This window comes from Pseudomonas sp. W4I3 (assembly GCF_030816195.1).
In the GTDB taxonomy this organism is placed as follows: Bacteria; Pseudomonadota; Gammaproteobacteria; order Pseudomonadales; family Pseudomonadaceae; genus Aquipseudomonas.
Genome location: NZ_JAUSXS010000001.1, coordinates 2,519,984 through 2,536,607, shown reverse-complemented (window position 1 = coordinate 2,536,607; position 16,624 = coordinate 2,519,984). Strand labels below are relative to the sequence as shown.

The window sequence follows — 16,624 nt, the reverse complement described above, 5'->3', positions numbered from 1 at the left end:
GTTCGCCCTGTGGCGCTTAGCGTATCAGATGCACGTGCAGGCCTTGCGCGTCGCCGTTGCCGATTTCCAGGCGCGCGGCGCGCACGCCATTGTCGATCAGGCCCTGACGCCAGGCTTGGGCGTTGGCTCCGCTCAGGCTGACGCGCAAGGTGGTGTCGAGGTTCAACCCACGGGAAATCAAGGTTAACCAGGTCGCGTCGGGCTCGGCGCCCAGCGCAGGAAAGTCCAGGTCGCCGGTGCTTTTCAGCTCCCGCAACAGCGTCGCCGAAGTGGGCAAAAGCGTGCCCAATGGCGTGCTGGCGTCCAACTGCTCCACATGCAGGTAGGCGCGACGGTTGCCACGGGTGATGCCGTAAAGCGCCACCAGCGAGTTGTCCTGCGGCGCCGCCAGACGCAACAGCAGGTACTCCTGCTGGCCGTCGGCTCCTACCAGCTTGGCATTGCCGAACACTTCGTTGGCCCACAGACTGCTTTCGCCACAATCGCGGGCCTGGCACCAGAACAACAGTTGCGCGCCCTTGGCCTGCAAGGCTTCGCGGGTGGCGGTAAACGCCACGCTGGAGCTGTGCTCGGCAGGCAATTCGTAAGTAATCGCGGTGGTTTGGCCGCGCGCGGTGGCCTGGCCTTCGGAACGCAGTTGGCCGCTGATCTTGCGGATCGCACCCAAGGGGTAGATGCGCTCCCTTTCTTCAGCGGGACGGTAGTCGACGATCTGCGCGTCCACTTGGCGGGCAATGACGGGTAAATCCTGGCTTCCCGGCACATCGGCGGCGAACACGAGCGGGCTGAAGCAGCAGAGTCCAAGGGCACGGATACAGCCTTTAACCAGGCTCATCGGATCAGTGAGCCCTGGCCATGGAGCGGTGCAGCGGTTTGAAGATGGTTCATGGTTGACTCCCTTTCAATCCGCCCAGCGTCGGCAGTTGACCGCGCCAAGTCAAGGCGCGGAGAAGAACCGATTGAAACAGTCTGCAACAAGAACCGCACCGGCCTCGTCATTCAGGTGCAAATGGTGACCGCCCGGCAGCGTCGTTACGCTAAAGGGTAGCTGTGAAAGCAATTCGGGATGTTTCGCCAACATGCCGTCAGCCGCCGCCACCAACTGCGTCGGACAAGCCACTCGTCGTACGAAAGACATGGCTTGCTCATCGGTCAGACGCACCGGTGACGCCAGGGTCAGGCGGCTGTCGCTGCGCCAGGTATAGCCCCCCGGCACCGGCATCAAACCGCGCTGGGCCAGCAGTTCGGCGGCTTCGCGGCTGACCGCGACGAGGCCATGCATCCGCGCCTCGACCGCCCGATCCAGGCTGGCATAGACCGGCTTGCGCTTCTTGCCCAGGCTCAATTGCTCCTGCAATGCCCTGCCCATGCGCTCGGCCGCGTTCTCGCCGCTGGCGGTCGGCGGGATCAAGCCGTCGATCAAGCCCAGGTGCGTCACGCGCTCGGGTAACGCGCCGGCCAGAACCAGGGAGACGATCGCACCCATGGAATGGCCAAGTAATGCAAAACGTTGCCAGCCCAGCTGTTCGGCCACTTGCAAGACGTCGTGGACATAGTCCCACACCGCATAACCGGCACCCGGCGGACGGTGCGCCGAGTGCCCGTGCCCGGCCATGTCCAACGCGACGATGCGCAAACCCTGCAGCTTCGGCGCCAGGCGCGCAAAGCTGTTGGCGTTGTCCAGCCAGCCATGCAGGGCAATGACCGGCAAACCGTCTTCAGGACCAAACAGATGGGCGGCCAATTCGATATGCGGCAGGCTCAGGCGTACTTCTTCCACGGGCGCGCTCATGCGCAACTGCGCTCACGGGCTTGCCAGCGGGCAAACAGGTTCTTGATCAAGGTGGCGGTGTCCTGGGGTCGCTCAAGGGGGAACATATGGCCGCCGGGCATGGTGAGCAGTTCACCCATGGGCAGGCGCCCGACGCCGCTGGCGTGATGGCGCATGACCACACGGCTTTGACGGCCGCGCACCACCGCCAGCGGCACTTTCAACTGGCGCACCTGGCCGGGGCTGGTGTGGGGCACGCCTCGGTAGATGCTGATTTCAGTAGCCGGGTCGAAACGCAAACGCAGGCGGTCGCCCACTTGCAGCAGCCCGTGTTGCAGATACGCGTCAAAGCACTCGGGGTCGAAACCTCGGAACAGGGTCTTGCCGGCGAAGTACGCACGCGCGGCGTCCAGGTCGCTGAACTCTTCACGACGGCCCAGGGTGCGACCGGCCGGGGTCAGACGGTCAATGAAACCCAGGCGTTTGGCGGCGCGAATCACCCAGCGGTCAGCGCGGGTCAATACCGGAGAGTCCAGCATCACCACGCCACGGTACAACTGCGGGCAGCGCATGGCGGCGTGCAAGTGCAACACCCCGCCCAAGGAATGGCCGACGCCCCACACCGGCTCCGGTTGCTGTTGCAGGTGATGGATCAGTTCATCCACCAGGTTCTGCCAGTTATCGTCCACCGGAAACCTGGGGTCGTGGCCATGCTGCGGCAAATGCGCCACGGCATATTCGGGGGCCAGGGCCGCGAATAATTTGCCGTAAGTGGCCGACGGAAAGCCATTGGCGTGGGCGAAAAACACGTGCTGCGACATACCGGCTCGCTCTACAGAAACGGAGGTTGATTGTCACCATGCCTGGCGTTCACGGCAATGACCGTAACCGCCAGGAATGATGACACTCACGCCATGCCTATCGCGCCGGCGGCTGCTCGCCCAGGGGCACCACGGCGATGGTCAGGCGCGATATGCAGCTGGCCTTGCCCTCGTCGCTGGTCAAGCGGATGTCCCACACCTGGGTCGTGCGCCCGATATGAATGGCCTTGGCCACCGCCGTTACCCGCCCGCTGCGCACACCGCGCAGGTGGTTGGCGTTGACCTCCAGGCCCACGCAGTAGAATTTGCTCGCATCGATGCACAGGTAGGCCGCCATGGAGCCTACGCTTTCGGCCAGCACCACGGAGGCGCCGCCATGCAATAGGCCGTAGGGCTGATGGGTGCGGTGATCGACCACCATGCTGGCGGTGAGGGATTCGTCGTCGAAGCTTTCGAAGCGAATGTCCAGCAACTCACCGATGGTATTTTTCTGAATCGCGTTGAGGTGTTCGATATTCGGTTGCGTGCGCCACAGGCTCATACGGGGTGTCCTTATTGGTTTTATTACCGCCCTAATCCTGCCACAGATATAGCACACCCACCGTATCGATATAGCCTACGGATTGTGCACGCTGACCAGGCTCATAAGCCCCGCCAACGGGAAATCCCCTTCCAGTTCGGCCAGGCTGGCGGTGTACATCGGCTGCGGCTGACGCGGGTGCCCGTGCTGCAAAAAGCTGATCAGGCTGCCCACCAAGGGTTGATGGCTGACGAGCAGCACGTTGTCATCAGTGTCGAGCTTGTCCAGCACCTGCAACGGACTGCACTCAGGTGTCAGCCACGGCACCGTGCGTATTTCTGGCTCGAAACCCAGGGCCTCGCGAACCAGGTTCGCCGTCTGCTGTGCCCGCGCATAGGGGCTGGCGATGATGGCACTGAGCGGCTCGCCGGTCAGGTGCGCAGCACTGCGCAACACTTCGGCCCTGCCATGCTCGGTGAGGTTGCGCTCGGCGTCGGTGCGGGCATGCCCTTGCGCTTCGCCGTGGCGCAGGATCCACAGCTTCATAGTTTGGGCTCTTCATCACGCGCCGGGTGCGGCGCTGGCGGCACGCTATGGGCGGCTTCGCCTTCCGGTGCGCGCGGGGTGGGCCAGTCAGCGAACGGCCAAGGCTTCTGCTCGGTGTGAAAGCTGCCGAAGCGCCCGATCTGCGCGAGGAATTGACTGAGGCTGTCGCCAAAGTTCATCAGGCCCAGGTTCGGCGCGCCGTAGATCAGCCGGTAAATCAACTGCACCACTACCAGGGCGCCGAGCAGGAACTGCGCCACCTGCCACACCAGCGCAAATACCAGCATCCACAGGATGCGCAGCACAATGGACTCATACTTGGGGGCTGCTTTGGAATCGTTCATGCCGCGTTCCTCAGTTGAAACCGCTGGTGGAAATAAAGTCGACATCGGTTTTGGGCTCGGCGCGCATCAGCAGCTCGATGACCTGGCTCAAGGTGCGGCCTTCAAACAGAATGGCGTGCAACCCGGCGACCAGCGGCATGTACACACCGACTTCCTGGGCCTTGGCCTTCAGCACTTTGAGGGTGTTGACCCCTTCGGCTACTTCGCCCAGGCGTGTCACGGCCTCTTCCAGGCTCAGCCCCTGGCCCAGCGCGAAACCGACCTGATAGTTACGACTTTTTGGCGACGAGCAGGTGACGATCAGATCGCCAACGCCCGCCAGGCCCAGGAATGTCATCGGGTTGGCGCCCTGGTTCACGGCGAAACGGGTCATTTCCGCCAGGGCGCGGGTAATCAGCATGCTCTTGGTGTTTTCGCCCATGCCTAACGCCACGGCCATGCCGGCGATGATTGCATAGACGTTCTTCAACGCCCCGCCCAATTCGACGCCGAAGCGATCGGCACTGGCGTAGACGCGGAAGGTACGACCGTGCAGCACGGCCTGGACACGCTCGCACAGGGCCTCGTCTTCACTGGCGACCACCGTGGCGGTCAGCGCATGCTCGGCCACTTCCCGCGCCAGGTTCGGCCCCGACAGCACACCGATGCGCGCCTGGGGTGCGATCTCTTCGAGGATTTCGCTCATCAGCTTGAATGTCTGTGCCTCGATGCCCTTGGTCAGGCTGACCAGCAGCTTGCCTGCCAGGCGTTCGGCGTGAGGCGCCAGCACCGAGCGCAAAGCGCTGGAAGGCAGCGCGACAAAGCACAGGTCGCAGTCGGTAAGCGTTGCCAGCAGATCGGTAACGGGCTCGACCGCCGGATGAATCTTGATGCCTTTAAGGTAGCGAGGGTTTTCCCGGTGCACGCGAATGGCCTCGGCCTGCTCGGGATCACGCATCCACTGGCGCACTGCGTGGCCGTTCTCGGCCAGCAGGTTAGCCACGGCGGTACCAAAACTTCCGCCTCCCAGGACCGCAATAGGGCGCTGTTCAGTCATATGCAATCCGTTAATCCATACCAGTGGCGATGGCGGCATTATACGGGGCGACCCGCTTGCGGCCAGCCCCCGCGTGAATTCGTGCGCTTGTCGGAAAATGCCACACTTGAGTGAAGTAATTGCAGGTCTCACGACTGGCAAAAGGCCTCACCTCAGTTAACATGGGCGGCTATCCGTAATTATCAAGGCCGTGCCGTGTATCTGGGCCCTCCTCCCCGCTCATCCCTGCTGTTGGTGCTGCCGTTGATGCTCGCGTGCAGCGCCAGTGCATCGGCCGACGATCTGTTTCTCGACAGCCAACCGCTGCCGCAGGTATTGACCGCCACGCGCCTCAAGCAATCGGCCGCTGCCGTACCCGGCAGCATGACCGTGATCGACAGCGAGTTGATCAAGGCCAGCGGCGCGCGTGACATTGCCGAGCTGTTGCGACTGGTGCCCGGGATGATGGTTGGCTACACCACCGGCAACCAGGCGGCGGTGAATTACCACGGCACCAGCGCCAGCGATGCACGGCGCATGCAAGTCTTGATCGACGGGCGCTCGGTGTACCGTGCGGGCCTGGCCACGGTGGACTGGAGCGACATTCCGGTTGCCATGGAAGACATCGAGCGGATCGAGGTGTTTCGTGGCCCCAACACCGTCAGCTACGGTGCCAACGCGCTGATGGCGGTAGTCAATATCCTCACCCGTTCACCGGCCAACAGCCAGGGCACGCGGGTAAAGGTCATCCGTGGCGAACGCGGAATCAACGATGTCTATGCCAGCCAGGGCGTGGGCTGGGAAACCGGCGATTTGCGCCTGTCACTGTCCGGGCAAGAGGACGACGGTTTTGACAGCGATGCCGCCGGAGCTGATCGCCGTGACAGCCGCCGCCTCAGCCGTTTCAGTCTGGCCGTCAGCCAGACGCTGAATACGCAACAGAGCATCGACTGGCAACTGGATGCCAAGGAAGGGACCAATCAGCGCCCCTATACCTACGCTCCGGTATTCGCCGGGATTACCGAAGGCGGCACCAATTCCGACGCCACCGCCAAGGACTATGCAGGCTCGATGCGCTGGAACTTCGACTTCAACCCGGAACACAGCCTGTATATCCAGGGGTCGGCCCAGCAATGGGACCGTCGACAGATCTGGAAAGCCTGTGACGCCAAAGTATCGTTCAGCCCTGAATTGACCCAGTTGTGGCAGCTCAACCCCAACTACGCCGAGCGGCTGGCGCGGCACATGGATCAATTCAGCCAGGGTAGCGCCCCACCCGGCAGCGCCGCCGAACAGGCGTTGGGCAACCAGGTACTGGACCAATGGCGCAACGGCGCCAACCAGAGCGTGTGCGGCGACATCGACCAGAGCGCCAAGGAAAGCCGCTACGACCTGGAACTGCAAGACACCCTCAGCCTCTCCGATAGCCTGCGCCTGGTCAGCGGGATGAATTACCGTTACGACCGCGCTGACTCCGACACTTATTTCAACGGGACGCTGGACGACACCACTTGGCGCCTGTTCGGCCACCTGGAATGGCGGGCCAGCGAACACTGGCTGCTGCAAGGCGGCGCGATGTACGAAGACACCCACTTGAGCGGCAACTCGCTGACACCTCGCCTGGCGGTCAACTACCTGATCAACCCGCGTCACGGCCTGCGGGCCGTATACTCCGAGGCGATCCGCTCACCGGACATGTTCGAGAACAACGTCAACTGGAGCTACCGCGTCACCAACCTCAGCTCACCCACCTATGGGCAGAACTCCGGGCAATATTTTGTGGTGACACGCGGCCCGGGCAACCTCGATAAAGAGTTGATGCGTTCGCGGGAACTGGGCTACAACGGCTTCTTTGCCGACCTCGGGTTGAATGTCGACGTGAAGCTGTTCTATGACGAAATCACCGACATGATCAGCTCGCCGTTGCGCAACAACCAATATATCGCCAGCAACGCCAACAGCGCGCGCTTTACCGGTGCCGAATCACAGTTCGACTGGCGGGTGAGCAACGCCGACCGCCTGCGCCTGACCTACGCTTACGTCGACGCGAGTTCCAGCAACCCGCTGGACAAGGCCCAGACCGCGCGCAACAGCGGCTCGGCCGGCTGGTTGCGTGAATGGGGCCACGGCTGGTCCAGCGCCCTGTTCTACTACGGTGACGACGCACTCAACGAGTATCGCTTCGAACGGGTCGATTTGCGGGTAGCCAAGCGCATTGCCCTGGGCAAAGCCAACGTGGAACTGGCCGGCATGCTCCAACAACGCCTGGACAATCAGCCGACCACTTGGGCCGACAACAACTACGACGATCGCCATGTGCTCTACTTCAGCGCGCAGTTAGAGTTCTGACATGGGCGCCCCGTCACGGATGACCTTGCCTGTGGTATCACGACTGTGGCGGCGCGGCCTGCTGCTGGCGTGCCTGTTGCTGGCGACGCCGGTGTGGAGCGCCGAGATCCTGCTGACTGCCGCCGAAGACGGTGCCGGGGTCCAAGCCTTTACTCAAGCCCTCATCGAGCAGCGCCCCGAAGACCATGTTTCTTTCACCTTGTTGAAAAACCTGCCGACACCGAGCCAGTTACCCGCCAATACCCGCCTGATCCTGCTGGACCTGCCCGGCCTCGACTGGCGCTTGCAGGATAGCCAGGGCCCGCCGACCCTGGTGCTGCGTATCAGCCGGTTGCAAGCCCACCAGCGCCTGGGCGGCGCTCACCCGGCTAAAATCAGCCTGTTGTGGAGCGACCCGCCGCTGATGCGCCAATTGCGCTTGATCGCCAGCATTTTGCCTCAGGCCCGGCGTATCGGCGTGCTTTACGGCAGCGACAGTGAATTTCTGCTGCCTGAGCTTGACCGGTACGCCGCGCCGTTGGGCCTGGAAATCGTGCCCCAACGCTGGGACAACACCAGTGACAGCCGCCCCCTGCAAACCTTGTTCAAGGACAGTGACGTGCTGCTGGGCCTGGACGATCCGCAACTGTACAACCCTAAAACCGCCAAGAACCTGCTGTTGAGCAGCTATGCCCAACAATTGCCACTGGTAGGCCCCAATGCCGGGTTCGTGCGGGCCGGTAGCCTGGCCAGCACCTATAGCGATCAGTCCGACTGGCTCGCCGTACTCGATCGCTTGCTGGATCACCCGCCGGCCAACTGGCCGCGCACCCTCTATCCGGAACACTTCAAAGTGGTGGGCAACCCGCAGGTTGCGCGCTCACTGGGCATCGAACAGGTCGACGAAGCTGCCGTCGCCGCCCGCTTGGCCGAAGGAGATCAACGCCCATGACCTTGCGCCGTCGCTGGGACATCAACACCCGCACCCAACTCATCACCCTGGGCCCCGCGCTGTTGCTGACCTTGCTGTTGATCAGCTTCTTTACCTTCGTACGTATCCAGGACTTGCGCCAGGAACTGGACCACACCGGTCAGTTGATCGCCAACCAACTGGCGCCGGCCACCGAATACGGGGTTATTTCCGGCAACAACGACGTGCTCGATACCCTCTTGCGCGCGACGCTGGCCACACCCCACGTGCGCTTCCTGGAGATTCAGGACAGCGCCGAGAACATTCTGGTGTACGTCGAGCAGCCGTCGGAGAAACACGATCGCTCACTGTCGGTGAAGGTGTTCCAGGCACCGATCCGCTTGCAGCATATCCAGTTGGGCAATGACTTTTTCCAGGACAACCTCAATGAACCGATCGCGCCGCGTGCGGACTACCTGGGCCGGGTGATCGTGGGCATGTCCAACGACGCGTTCAGCCAGCGCCAGCAGGAAATCCTGTTCAAGGCGGGGATTCTGGCGCTGTTTGCACTCTTGTTTACCTTCCTGCTGGCGCGACGCCTGGCCGCCAGCCTGTCGCAGCCGATCAGCGCCATGGGGCACGCGGTGAAAGCCATCCAGCAGGGCGATTACACGACTCCGCTGCCGATTGTCGACGACTCCGAACTGGGCGACCTGTCGCGGCACATCAACAACCTCGCCGCGGGCCTCAACCAGGCCAGCCGGGAACAGCAGCAGGCCATGGCCCAATTGATCCAGACCCGCGAGGAAGCCGAGCGCGCGAACAATGCCAAGTCGGACTTCCTGGCGATGATGAGCCATGAGTTGCGCACGCCCATGAATGGCGTCCTGGGCATGCTGCAACTGTTGGAAACCACCGAGATGACTGACGAGCAGACCGAGTACGCGGCGCTGGCCTCCGAGTCCACCGAGCACCTGCTCAAGGTGATCAACGACATCCTCGACTTCTCGCGAATCGAACGGGCCGCGCTGGAGCTGGAACATATTTCGTTCAACCTGGCGGAGCTGATCAACAGTTGTGCCCAAGCGTTCCAGCACAGTGCACAGCAGCGCGGGCTGGCCTTGGAGTTGCCGATTCCCTTGGGCATGGACGCCCTGCGGGTGCGCGGCGATCCGACGCGTATCCGGCAAATCCTGGTAAACCTGATCGGCAATGCCTTGAAGTTCACCGAGCAGGGCACGGTGCACGTGGAGCCGCACTGGCAAACCCTGGACCATGAACTGGTGTGGTTCACCTGCACCGTGCGCGACAGCGGTATCGGCATTTCCGCCGAGCGCCTGGAATTGATGTTCGACGCGTTCCAACAGGCCGACAGTTCCATTTCAAGACGTTACGGCGGCACCGGCCTCGGCTTGCCGATCGCCCGCACCCTGGCCGAACGCATGGGCGGCACCCTGCGCGCCCAGAGCGAGGAAGGTCGGGGTTCGGTGTTCACTCTGGAGATCCCGTTGGCTATCGATCAACAAAGCCTGCCTGCCATCGCCCCCGACGCCGGGGGTAAAACCAGTACGGGTGACGGGCGGCATATATTGCTGGTGGAAGACAACCCGGTTAACCGCACCGTGGTCGAAGCCATGCTGCGCAGCCTGGGCTTTGAAGTCAGCCTGGCCACCGATGGCGCCGAAGCGATCCGCAGTGCCGAAAGCCTGATTTTCACGGCCATTCTGATGGACTGCCGCCTGCCATTGATCGACGGCTACGAGGCCACCCGGCAAATTCGCCAACTGCCCGGCTGCGCCGATCTGCCGATTATCGCGCTGACCGCCAACGCGTTGCAGGGCGACCGCGAAGCCTGTCTGACCGCTGGAATGAACGATTACCTGGCCAAACCGTTCAAACGCACGGATTTGCAGCAAATCCTCCAGCGCTGGGTGCATTAGCTGTGTGGTCTAAGCCAACTCCGACTGGCGTGGAAGACGAAAGTGCGGCAGTCTTAGGCACCCAAACGGACTGATAAACAGGCCCGGTTTAAAATTTCAGTGAACAAGTGTACATTGAGTACCTTGACGCTGTGACTTTCACTACAACGCAATAGTCTATGTGTAGGCTACCGCTATGAGGCATGAACGCTTCATTCGGTTCGGGAAGATTTGCCCTGCCCTGCCGCATGGGATTATTGAGGAGCTCGCATGACCAAACAAAACGCCTTTACTCGGGAAGACCTGCTGCGCTGCAGTCGCGGTGAGCTGTTCGGCCCAGGTAACGCGCAACTGCCCGCCCCGAACATGCTGATGGTGGATCGCATCACCCATATCAGCGAAGAGGGTGGCAAGTACGGCAAAGGTGAATTGGTCGCCGAGCTGGATATCACCCCTGACCTGTGGTTCTTCGCCTGCCACTTCGAAGGAGACCCGGTGATGCCGGGCTGCCTGGGCCTTGACGCCATGTGGCAACTGGTCGGCTTCTACCTGGGCTGGCAAGGCCTGCCGGGTCGTGGTCGCGCCCTGGGTTCGGGCGAAGTGAAGTTCTTTGGCCAGGTCCTGCCGACCGCCAAGAAAGTCACCTACAACATTCAAATCAAGCGCGTCCTCAAGGGCAAGCTGAACCTGGCCATTGCCGACGGTTCGGTGACTGTCGACGGTCGCGAGATCTATACTGCCGAAGGCCTTCGGGTCGGCGTATTCACTTCCACTGACAACTTTTAAGGGTTATCCGCATGCGCCGCGTCGTTATCACTGGTCTGGGCATCGTTTCTTGCCTGGGCAATGACAAAGAGACCGTCACCGCTAACCTGCGTGCAAGTCGCCCTGGCATCCGCTTCAACCCGGAATATGCCGAAATGGGTCTGCGTAGCCAGGTTTCCGGCTCCATCGACCTGCCCCTCGAAGAGCTGATCGATCGCAAGATCTATCGCTTCGTCGGCCACGCTGCCGCCTACGCCTACCTGGCCATGAAAGACGCGATCGCCGACTCCGGCCTGAGCGAAGACCAGGTATCGAACGTACGCACCGGCCTGATCGCCGGCTCCGGCGGCGCATCCACCCTGAACCAGATGGAAGCGCTGGACATCCTGCGCGAAAAAGGCGTGAAGCGCGTCGGCCCGTACCGTGTAACGCGGACCATGGGCAGCACTGTTTCCGCCTGCCTGGCTACGCCGTTCGCTATCAAGGGCGTGAACTACTCGATCTCCTCTGCCTGCGCCACCAGCGCCCACTGCATCGGGACTGCCGTTGAGCAGATCCAGTTGGGCAAGCAGGACATCGTATTCGCCGGCGGCGGTGAAGAAGAGCATTGGAGCCAGTCGTTCCTGTTCGACGCCATGGGCGCACTGTCCACCCAGTACAACGAAACCCCGGACAAGGCCTCCCGCGCCTACGACGCCAAGCGTGACGGTTTCGTCATCGCCGGCGGTGGCGGCATGGTGGTGGTCGAGGAGCTGGAACATGCTCTGGCCCGTGGCGCGAAGATCTACGCCGAAATCGTCGGCTACGGCGCGACGTCCGACGGCTACGACATGGTTGCCCCAAGCGGTGAAGGCGCCATCCGTTGCATGCAGATGGCAATGTCCACCGTGGACACGCCAATCGACTACCTGAACACCCACGGCACCTCGACTCCGGTCGGCGACGCCAAGGAAATGGAAGGCGTGCGTGCGGTATTCGGTGACAAGGCGCCGAAAATCAGCTCCACCAAGAGCCTATCGGGTCACTCCCTGGGCGCCGCCGGCGTTCACGAAGCGATCTACTGCCTGCTGATGATGGAAGGCAACTTCATGGCCGGCTCGGCCAACATCGACGAGATCGACCCGGTCGTCGCCGATATGCCAATCCTGACCAAGACCGTTGAAGATGTAAAAATCGACACCGTGATGAGCAACAGCTTCGGCTTCGGTGGCACTAACGCCACCCTGGTGCTGAAGCGCTGGCAGGGTAAGTAATCCTGTAGCTTCATCCAATGAAAAGCCCCGACTGGTTCGGGGCTTTTTGCTTTCAGAACTATCCGTTTCAAGCCGCAAGCTGCAAGAGACGCGCATTCCAACCACGTGCAGCTTGTCGCTTAAGGCTTGCCGCTGCTCCTGCCCTACACCGAAAACCGCGCCACCATCGAATTCAGGTCCACCGCCAGCCGCGACAACTCCTGGCTGGCCGCGCTGGTCTGGTTGGCCCCGGTCGACGTCTGGTGCGCCAGGTCGCGAATGTTCATCAGATTGCGATCCACTTCCCGCGCCACCGCCGCTTGTTGCTCTGAAGCGCTGGCGATTATCAGGTTGCGCTCATTGATCAACGTGAAGGCCGAGGCAATTTCCTCCAGCGCCATCCCCGCCGACTTGGCAATCTCCAATGTCGAGCGCGCCCGCGTGTTGCTGTGCTGCATCGAGCTGACAGCCTGATCAGTGCCCTGCTGGATGCCACTGATCATCTGCTCGATTTCCTGAGTCGACTGCTGGGTGCGATGGGCCAGGGCGCGCACTTCATCAGCCACCACGGCAAAACCACGCCCGGCATCGCCGGCCCGCGCCGCTTCAATCGCCGCGTTCAATGCCAACAGGTTGGTTTGTTCGGCAATCGAACGAATCACGTCCAGCACTTTGCTGATGCCATACACCTTCTGCGCCAGATCCTCGACCTGAGTTGCATTGGCGGTCACGTCCGTGGCCAGCGCCTCGATCGACACTACCGTCTGCTGCACTTGCTCACGCCCCTGCTGGGCAATACGGTCCGACTCGCGGGACGCGTGGGATGTGGCCACAGCATTGCTGGCCACCTCCTCCACCGCCGCCGTCATCTGGTTGACCGCCGTGGCCGCCTGTTCGATTTCCTGGTTCTGCTGCTGCAGCCCACGCGTGGCATCTTCGGTCACGCAACTGAGCTCTTCAGAGGCTGATGCCAGTTGGTTCGATGACAGGGCGATACGTCGAATGGTGTCACGCAGATTCTCCTGCATGCCCTTGAGCGCCTGCTGCAGCCGCGCAGGTTCGTCGTTGCCACTTATGTGGATCTCACCGGTCAGGTCGCCACCCGCCACGCCTTGGGCGAGCTTCAGCGATTGCGCCAATGGCAGCACAATGCTGCGCGTCAGCCACACGGCCAAACCGATAGTGACCAGAGCGGTGAGCAGGATCATCCCGATCACCCAGTTGCGTGACTGGCTGAACACACTCTGGGCCAGGCTCGCCGCCTGGTTGGCACTGGCTTTGTTCAAGGCAACCAAATCGTACAAACTCTTGGCCATGTCATCGGCGAACTGGTTCATCTCGCCGTTTGCCACCTTGATCGCCGCTTCAAGCTGACCAGCCTTGGAGAACCCCACAACCTGTTCCTGGCGTTGCAGGTATTGTTGCTCCTGGCCCTTGAAACGCTCGAACAACGTGCGCTCCTGCGGCAGAACAATCAACGTTTCGTACTGGGTTTGCGCATGCTGCAAGCCACCTTTGAGATCGATGAGCTTTTGCTCGTTCTGCACCAGCGCCTGGGGGTCGCGATTGACCAAAAGACGCAACGTAAGAGCGCGAATGCGCAGCAAATCCTGGCTCATCTCCCCTACCGCCATCACGCTGGGCAACCAGTTGTTCTCCACCTGGTCCGACTGCTGGCGCATATTGGCCATTTGCAGCAGGGCGAAACCGCCCAATGCGCACACCATCAGCGCCAGCACGCCAAAGCCCAGGCCTGCGCGTGGAGCGATATTCAAACTACGGATACTCATTGCCAGGGTTCCTTCCAAAAGTGCTGCATCTACCTGCAGCGGGACTCTTGGACGTTATCGGCGCCCTGCATGATTTACGTAAGACGAAAACGCGATATCAACGCGCGCTCTCATTGCGAGGTAGCTTGGGCAGAACAGCAAGGAAGTTGTCCCGCGCAACCTTGTGGGCAACGTCTTCGGGCAATGCATCGAGAAAGGGATCGAAACGGCGCATTTCCTTCCCCAGCTTGTTAAAGCGCCCTACCACGTCGGAGCCCAGCATGAAGCGATCCGGGAAGCGCTCCACCAGCTGGACCCACTCTGGCCGGGGCTTGCCCGCATCATCCAGCAGATACGGGGTGAGCATGCTCCAGGACAGATCGATATACAGGTTGGGGTAAGCCTCCAGCAGGCGACTCAAGGTGGGCAACAGGAAATCCATTTGCACCTGGTGGCGGTGGATTTCCTTGCTGGTTCCGGCATGGGCCCAGATAAAGCGCGTGTGTGGGTGGTTGCGCAACGGCTGCTCGACTTCGGCGAGGTACAACGGGTTGCGCTCGCGCTTGGAGGTGATGTTCGAATGCAGCATCACCGGCAGATCGTTTTCCGCCGCCAAGTGATAGATGCGCGTCATGGCTTCGTTGTTGGCGCGCGGCGTGTCACCCGACGTCAGCGCGGTGAGATCGTCGTGGCGGGTGAATACTTCACCGATGCCCTGCCACAGCCCTGGGTTGAGGTCGAGCATGCGCTGGATATGGGCAGCGGAGTTCTTGTCATTGGGATTGAAACCGGCCAGAAACGGATGGAAATGCTGGCGCTGTTCAGGGGCAAGCTTATTGACTGCCGCAGCGACGATGACGTCGGTGGCGCTGTACCAATAGGCATCGGCGTCGTCACCCGCGTAATAGCGCGGGCGCTTGGGTTCGTCTTCATGCCACTTCTTGGCCACGGGAATGCCGGAAATCATCACGTGTTCGATGCGATTGTCTGCCATGGCCTTGAGCAGCTTGTCCATGCCCGCGGTTTCCTGGAAAAAGTCCACGTAATGCAGGTGCGCATCGCTGTAGGCATAATCTCGGGCTTGCACGGCAAGGCTGCTGGCGGCGAGCAACAGGGCGAAACTCACACGGGTCCAGAGCACGACGGGATACCTCGGTAGGGGCTGATACGGGTAGACCTTGCACTGCGCGTCGCGGTTCAGCAGGGACAAAAGCCTGGAACCGCCAGTGCCAGCATGTTCTATTAGTGGCTGACCGTCATCCACAGCCTTGTGAGGTTCGTCATGCCTGTTACCGTCAATACGTTGAATGCCGAAAATTTCCGTCACAGCGTCAATATCAACAACCATGAGCTGTTTACCGACCTGCCCAAGAGCCTCGGGGGTGACGATTCAGCGCCCTCTCCCCACGACTATTTCGACGCTGCTCTGGCCTCCTGCAAAGCCTTGACCGTCAGGCTCTATGCACAGAAAAAGAACATCCCCCTTACCGGCGTCACCGTAGAAGTCACCCACGACGCTGCCGAAGAGACAAAAGGCAAATACAAGCTCAACGTGAAACTGACCCTTAAGGGCGTACTCACCGACGCACAGCGCGATGAACTGCACCGCGTCGCCGACAAGTGCCCGGTGCACAAACTGATGACCACCGCCGAAGTCCGCATCGAGACAACACTGTCGGAAGGCGCCTTCAGTCAATAGCGCCAACTGCCGGTCGAGCGGGTTATGCTCAGTGTCATCGAACCCGCTCAGACAGGGATGCACCATGACCCCCCTTACCGTGATCCGCCCTCGCCCCGAAGATGTGGAAGGCCAGCCCATCCTGCGCCCACTGCCTTCGCGTGAATGCCGCAGCGTCGGGCCTTTCGTGTTTTTCGACCACATGCTGCCTACCCGTTATGCGCCGGGCAGCGGGATGGACATCCGTCAGCATCCCCACATCGGGCTGTCTACCCTCACCTATCTGTTCGAAGGCACCCTGCAGCACAAGGACAGCCTGGGTTCGGACCAGGTGGTGCAGGCCGGCGATGTCAGCTGGATGACCGCAGGCAGTGCGATTGCCCACGTCGAGCGCACTCCCGAGGCGGTCAAGGCCAGTGGCTTTAGGCTGCATGGCTTGCAAGTGTGGCTGGCATCGCCCAGGGACCATGAAACCGGGCCAGGCCACTACAGCCATCATCCTGCGGCAAGTTTGCCGGCCAGCGACAACCTGGGCGTGCAGGTGCGCCTGATCGCCGGTAGCGGGTTCTGTCTCAAGTCACCCGTACCGGTGCTGTCGCCCACGCTGTATGCAGAGGTGCGGATGCAGACCGCCACTACCCTACTGATCCCCGATGAGCATGAAGAGCGCGCGGTGTATGTGCTGGAGGGTGACGTGCAACTGGACGGTGAGGCGCTGGAGATACACAGCCTGGTGGTTTTACCCACTGACCAGGAGATGACGCTGTATGCCGAGAGCGACTGCCACCTGGTGATCGTGGGCGGTGCGCCGCTGGATGGGCCACGGCGGATCAACTGGAACTTTGTGGCGAGCGATCCGGCAGTCATCGAACAGGCCCGGCAGCGCTGGGCGGCCGGGGATTGGCCGACGGTGCCGGGGGAGTCTGAAAGGATTGAGTTGCCTGTCAGATAGTCATCGGGGGCAAGTCGAATCGTCGCACCGCCCCTCCCACACTTGAACTGCGAA

Annotated in this window: 16 protein-coding genes; 7 read left to right on the top strand and 9 right to left on the bottom strand. The window is 61.6% G+C overall.

The window, feature by feature from the left end:
• Window positions 1-16: 16 nt before the first annotated feature.
• The 7 genes from QF045_RS11725 to QF045_RS11695 form a co-directional block, all read right to left on the bottom strand.
• Window positions 17-835, bottom strand: coding sequence for a DUF4892 domain-containing protein (locus tag QF045_RS11725; protein WP_306492323.1), 819 nt, complete (start codon window positions 833-835; stop codon window positions 17-19).
• 102 nt (window positions 836-937) lie between these two features.
• The gene (locus tag QF045_RS11720) at window positions 938-1,792 is read right to left on the bottom strand and encodes an alpha/beta hydrolase (protein WP_306492322.1); all 855 of its coding nucleotides are present in this window, start codon (window positions 1,790-1,792) and stop codon (window positions 938-940) included.
• A complete protein-coding gene (locus tag QF045_RS11715) occupies window positions 1,789-2,592 on the bottom strand; it encodes an alpha/beta fold hydrolase (RefSeq protein ID WP_306492321.1) in 804 nt (267 codons plus the stop codon). Before QF045_RS11715 ends, QF045_RS11720 begins: the two co-directional genes overlap by 4 nt.
• Window positions 2,593-2,689: 97 nt before the next feature.
• Window positions 2,690-3,133 (bottom strand): hotdog fold thioesterase, encoded by a 444-nt coding sequence (locus QF045_RS11710; RefSeq protein ID WP_306492320.1) that lies wholly within the window; start codon window positions 3,131-3,133, stop codon window positions 2,690-2,692.
• A gap of 75 nt (window positions 3,134-3,208) precedes the next feature.
• Entirely contained in the window at window positions 3,209-3,658 is a 450-nt protein-coding gene (sixA, locus tag QF045_RS11705) for a phosphohistidine phosphatase SixA (RefSeq protein WP_306492319.1), read from the bottom strand.
• A complete protein-coding gene (locus tag QF045_RS11700) occupies window positions 3,655-4,002 on the bottom strand; it encodes a DUF4389 domain-containing protein (RefSeq protein ID WP_306492318.1) in 348 nt (115 codons plus the stop codon). Before QF045_RS11700 ends, sixA begins: the two co-directional genes overlap by 4 nt.
• 10 nt (window positions 4,003-4,012) lie before the next feature.
• Window positions 4,013-5,038 (bottom strand): NAD(P)H-dependent glycerol-3-phosphate dehydrogenase, encoded by a 1,026-nt coding sequence (locus tag QF045_RS11695; protein WP_306492317.1) that lies wholly within the window; start codon window positions 5,036-5,038, stop codon window positions 4,013-4,015.
• A gap of 195 nt (window positions 5,039-5,233) precedes the next feature.
• On the opposite strand from QF045_RS11695, the gene QF045_RS11690 reads away from it, so the two are divergent.
• The 5 genes from QF045_RS11690 to fabB all read left to right on the top strand — a co-directional run bounded on the left by QF045_RS11690 (window position 5,234) and on the right by fabB (window position 12,192).
• Window positions 5,234-7,366, top strand: a complete 2,133-nt coding sequence (locus QF045_RS11690) for a TonB-dependent receptor plug domain-containing protein (protein WP_373424435.1) — start codon at window positions 5,234-5,236, stop codon at window positions 7,364-7,366.
• Between the two features lies 1 nt (window position 7,367).
• Complete coding sequence (locus tag QF045_RS11685; protein ID WP_306492316.1) at window positions 7,368-8,297, top strand: ABC transporter substrate-binding protein; 930 nt, start codon at window positions 7,368-7,370, stop codon at window positions 8,295-8,297.
• Window positions 8,294-10,195: an ATP-binding protein gene (locus QF045_RS11680; protein ID WP_306492315.1), complete on the top strand. Its 1,902-nt coding sequence runs from the start codon at window positions 8,294-8,296 to the stop codon at window positions 10,193-10,195. Before QF045_RS11685 ends, QF045_RS11680 begins: the two co-directional genes overlap by 4 nt.
• A gap of 249 nt (window positions 10,196-10,444) precedes the next feature.
• The gene (gene fabA / locus QF045_RS11675) at window positions 10,445-10,960 is read left to right on the top strand and encodes a 3-hydroxyacyl-[acyl-carrier-protein] dehydratase FabA (RefSeq protein ID WP_003210552.1); all 516 of its coding nucleotides are present in this window, start codon (window positions 10,445-10,447) and stop codon (window positions 10,958-10,960) included.
• An 11-nt stretch (window positions 10,961-10,971) separates the two neighbouring features.
• Complete coding sequence (gene fabB / locus QF045_RS11670) at window positions 10,972-12,192, top strand: beta-ketoacyl-ACP synthase I (protein ID WP_306492314.1); 1,221 nt, start codon at window positions 10,972-10,974, stop codon at window positions 12,190-12,192.
• Window positions 12,193-12,335: 143 nt separating this feature from the next.
• Here the strand turns inward: fabB and QF045_RS11665 are convergent, their stop codons facing one another.
• The gene (locus QF045_RS11665; RefSeq protein WP_306492313.1) at window positions 12,336-13,961 is read right to left on the bottom strand and encodes a methyl-accepting chemotaxis protein; all 1,626 of its coding nucleotides are present in this window, start codon (window positions 13,959-13,961) and stop codon (window positions 12,336-12,338) included.
• A 97-nt stretch (window positions 13,962-14,058) separates the two neighbouring features.
• Entirely contained in the window at window positions 14,059-15,081 is a 1,023-nt protein-coding gene (locus QF045_RS11660; RefSeq protein ID WP_306492312.1) for an amidohydrolase family protein, read from the bottom strand.
• Between the two features lie 141 nt (window positions 15,082-15,222).
• Here QF045_RS11660 and QF045_RS11655 point away from each other — a divergent pair, with 141 nt between their 5' ends.
• Window positions 15,223-15,639, top strand: a complete 417-nt coding sequence (locus QF045_RS11655; RefSeq protein ID WP_306492311.1) for an OsmC family protein — start codon at window positions 15,223-15,225, stop codon at window positions 15,637-15,639.
• A 64-nt stretch (window positions 15,640-15,703) separates the two neighbouring features.
• Window positions 15,704-16,570, top strand: a complete 867-nt coding sequence (locus tag QF045_RS11650; protein ID WP_306492310.1) for a pirin family protein — start codon at window positions 15,704-15,706, stop codon at window positions 16,568-16,570.
• Window positions 16,571-16,624: the final 54 nt, after the last annotated feature.

Bases quoted from the DNA above. Each gene is read 5' to 3' on its own strand.
- QF045_RS11715 (WP_306492321.1), bottom strand. From the start codon at position 2,592: ATGTCGCAGCACGTGTTTTTCGCCCACGCCAATGGCTTTCCGTCGGCC.
- QF045_RS11655 (WP_306492311.1), top strand. From the start codon at position 15,223: ATGCCTGTTACCGTCAATACGTTGAATGCCGAAAATTTCCGTCACAGC.
- fabB (WP_306492314.1), top strand. From the start codon at position 10,972: ATGCGCCGCGTCGTTATCACTGGTCTGGGCATCGTTTCTTGCCTGGGC.
- QF045_RS11695 (WP_306492317.1), bottom strand. From the start codon at position 5,038: ATGACTGAACAGCGCCCTATTGCGGTCCTGGGAGGCGGAAGTTTTGGT.
- QF045_RS11700 (WP_306492318.1), bottom strand. From the start codon at position 4,002: ATGAACGATTCCAAAGCAGCCCCCAAGTATGAGTCCATTGTGCTGCGC.
- QF045_RS11725 (WP_306492323.1), bottom strand. From the start codon at position 835: ATGAGCCTGGTTAAAGGCTGTATCCGTGCCCTTGGACTCTGCTGCTTC.
- QF045_RS11680 (WP_306492315.1), top strand. From the start codon at position 8,294: ATGACCTTGCGCCGTCGCTGGGACATCAACACCCGCACCCAACTCATC.
- QF045_RS11720 (WP_306492322.1), bottom strand. From the start codon at position 1,792: ATGAGCGCGCCCGTGGAAGAAGTACGCCTGAGCCTGCCGCATATCGAA.
- QF045_RS11665 (WP_306492313.1), bottom strand. From the start codon at position 13,961: ATGAGTATCCGTAGTTTGAATATCGCTCCACGCGCAGGCCTGGGCTTT.
- fabA (WP_003210552.1), top strand. From the start codon at position 10,445: ATGACCAAACAAAACGCCTTTACTCGGGAAGACCTGCTGCGCTGCAGT.
- sixA (WP_306492319.1), bottom strand. From the start codon at position 3,658: ATGAAGCTGTGGATCCTGCGCCACGGCGAAGCGCAAGGGCATGCCCGC.
- QF045_RS11710 (WP_306492320.1), bottom strand. From the start codon at position 3,133: ATGAGCCTGTGGCGCACGCAACCGAATATCGAACACCTCAACGCGATT.
- QF045_RS11685 (WP_306492316.1), top strand. From the start codon at position 7,368: ATGGGCGCCCCGTCACGGATGACCTTGCCTGTGGTATCACGACTGTGG.
- QF045_RS11650 (WP_306492310.1), top strand. From the start codon at position 15,704: ATGACCCCCCTTACCGTGATCCGCCCTCGCCCCGAAGATGTGGAAGGC.